This window comes from Salinimicrobium gaetbulicola, assembly GCF_042676025.1.
GTDB classification, from domain to species: Bacteria; Bacteroidota; Bacteroidia; order Flavobacteriales; family Flavobacteriaceae; genus Salinimicrobium; species Salinimicrobium gaetbulicola.
The window spans coordinates 1-3,177 of sequence record NZ_JBHTJP010000007.1; the positions used below are offsets into that span (position 1 = coordinate 1).

Annotated in this window: 1 tRNA gene and 1 rRNA gene; both read right to left on the bottom strand. The window is 48.4% G+C overall.

Annotated features, from left to right (window positions below):
- Nucleotides 1-53: 53 nt before the first annotated feature.
- A 23S ribosomal RNA gene (locus ACFQ1G_RS01080) occupies nt 54-2,886 on the bottom strand.
- 214 nt (nt 2,887-3,100) lie between these two features.
- Nucleotides 3,101-3,177 (bottom strand) — tRNA-Ala (locus tag ACFQ1G_RS01085).

Here is a 3,177-nt window from a genome sequence, read left to right on the forward strand (position 1 = left end):
GAGTAATTAATGGAGCTTTAGGTTGTTCCTCCCCGGTATTGCTACCGGGGAAGTGCACTAAGCTATACGGATTATTAGTATCACTCGGCTATGACATTGCTGCCTTTACACCTGTGACCTATCAACGTGGTAGTCTCCCACGATCCTTTAAAGAAATCTCATCTTGTGGTGGGTTTCGCGCTTATATGCTTTCAGCGCTTATCCCTTCCCGACGTAGCTACCCAGCAGTGCTCCTGGCGGAACAACTGGTACACCAGAGGTCAGTCCAACTCGGTCCTCTCGTACTAGAGTCAGATCCACTCAAATTTCTAACGCCCACTGTAGATAGAGACCGAACTGTCTCACGACGTTCTGAACCCAGCTCGCGTGCCACTTTAATGGGCGAACAGCCCAACCCTTGGGACCTTCTCCAGCCCCAGGATGTGACGAGCCGACATCGAGGTGCCAAACCCCCCCGTCGATGTGAGCTCTTGGGGGAGATCAGCCTGTTATCCCCGGAGTACCTTTTATCCTTTGAGCGATGGCCCTTCCATGCGGAACCACCGGATCACTATGCTCTACTTTCGTACCTGATCGACCTGTATGTCTCTCAGTCAAGCTCCCTTATGCCATTGCACTCTACGCACGGTTACCAAGCGTGCTGAGGGAACCTTTAGAAGCCTCCGTTACTCTTTTGGAGGCGACCACCCCAGTCAAACTACCCACCAAGCACTGTCCTTCCATTGGAAGTTAGGCTTCAAACAAGTAAAGGGTGGTATTTCAACAATGACTCCACCACACCTGGCGATGCAGCTTCAACGTCTCCCACCTATCCTACACATCACTTGTCCAAAGTCAATACTAAGCTATAGTAAAGGTTCACGGGGTCTTTTCGTCCCACAGCGGGTAATCGGCATCTTCACCGATACTACAATTTCACCGAGCTCATGGCTGAGACAGTGTCCAGATCGTTGCACCATTCGTGCAGGTCGGAACTTACCCGACAAGGAATTTCGCTACCTTAGGACCGTTATAGTTACGGCCGCCGTTTACTGGGGCTTCAATTCAATGCTTCGCCGAAGCTAACATCTCCTCTTAACCTTCCAGCACCGGGCAGGTGTCAGGCCCTATACATCATCTTTCGATTTAGCAGAGCCCTGTGTTTTTGATAAACAGTCGCCTGGACCTCTTCACTGCGGCCCATCCGAAGATGGGCGACCTTTCTCCCGAAGTTACAGGTCTATTTTGCCTAGTTCCTTAGCCATGAATCTCTCGAGCACCTTAGAATTCTCATCCCAACTACCTGTGTCGGTTTGCGGTACGGGCTGCTTTACTCGCTTTTCTTGGAAGTCGATATTCAGGATTATCACCGCCGCCGTAGCTTTGGTGTACTATCAGAGTGTTACCACATCCTTCAACGCACTATTCCGTCAGTGCGCACCTAATTTTCGCCTCCGTCACTTTTATCGTAAAGCAGGTACCAGAATATTAACTGGTTGTCCATCGACTACCCCTTTCGGGTTCGCCTTAGGTCCCGACTAACCCTCAGCTGATTAGCATAGCTGAGGAAACCTTAGTCTTTCGGTGTGCGGGTTTCTCGCCCGCATTATCGTTACTTATGCCTACATTTTCTTTTGTAACCACTCCAGCATGCCTCGCAGCACACCTTCTACGTTGTTACAATGCTCCCCTACCACTTACAACCTATGTTGTAAATCCATAGCTTCGGTAATATGTTTATGCCCGATTATTATCCATGCCGAACCGCTCGACTAGTGAGCTGTTACGCACTCTTTAAATGAATGGCTGCTTCCAAGCCAACATCCTAGCTGTCTAAGCAGTTCAACCGCGTTTTTTCAACTTAACATATATTTGGGGACCTTAGCTGATGGTCTGGGTTCTTTCCCTCTCGGACATGGACCTTAGCACCCATGCCCTCACTGATAATCATCATTTTATAGCATTCGGAGTTTGTCAGGAATTGGTAGGCGGTGAAGCCCCCGCATCCAATCAGTAGCTCTACCTCTATAAAACTAAATCATCGCTGCACCTAAATGCATTTCGGGGAGTACGAGCTATTTCCGAGTTTGATTGGCCTTTCACCCCTACCCTCAGGTCATCCCAAGACTTTTCAACGTCAACGGGTTCGGTCCTCCACTATGTGTTACCACAGCTTCAACCTGCCCAAGGGTAGATCACACGGTTTCGCGTCTACCACTACCAACTAAAACGCCCTATTCAGACTCGCTTTCGCTACGGCTCCATCTCTTAAAGACTTAACCTTGCTGGCAACGGTAACTCGTAGGCTCATTATGCAAAAGGCACGCCGTCACCCCAAAGGGCTCCGACCGCTTGTAAGCGTATGGTTTCAGGATCTATTTCACTCCCTTGTTCAGGGTTCTTTTCACCTTTCCCTCACGGTACTGGTTCACTATCGGTCTCTCAGGAGTATTTAGCCTTAGCGGATGGTCCCGCCAAATTCATACAGGGTTTCTCGTGCCCCGCACTACTCAGGATACCACTATGGTTTATGATCTTTACCTATACCGGGCTATCACCGTCTATGGCCGCTCTTTCCAAAGCGTTCTAGTTCATAACACAACCAATGTCGTGGTCCTACAACCCCATGCAGCCCGTAAGCTACATGGTTTGGGCTAATGCGCGTTCGCTCGCCACTACTAGCGCAATCACTATTGTTTTCTTCTCCTCCGGGTACTTAGATGTTTCAGTTCTCCGGGTTCGCCTCCCTTACGGGATAACATGTCTTCAACATGCTGGGTTGCCCCATTCGGATATCTGCGGATCAATTTGTATGTGCCAATCCCCGCAGCTTTTCGCAGCTTATCACGTCCTTCTTCGCCTCTGAGAGCCTAGGCATTCCCCATACGCCCTTATTTAGCTTATGTGCTTTTACCTAATATGCTCTGATCTTGATCTTGCCGATATGCAAGACCAAAACCTTATTATAATTTGCTCTATCTATAATATTACTATCATAGAAATTTTTATGTTTCTCGTATTCTTATTTTCCAATATGTCAATGAACTGTCTACAAGTAGCAATTAACAGTAAACAATTATCAGTAAAACTGATCATTGATCTTTGTTAATTGACCATTGTGTGGTGGAGAATATCGGAGTCGAACCGATGACCTCCTGCGTGCAAGGCAGGCGCTCTAGCCAGCTGAGCTAATCCCCC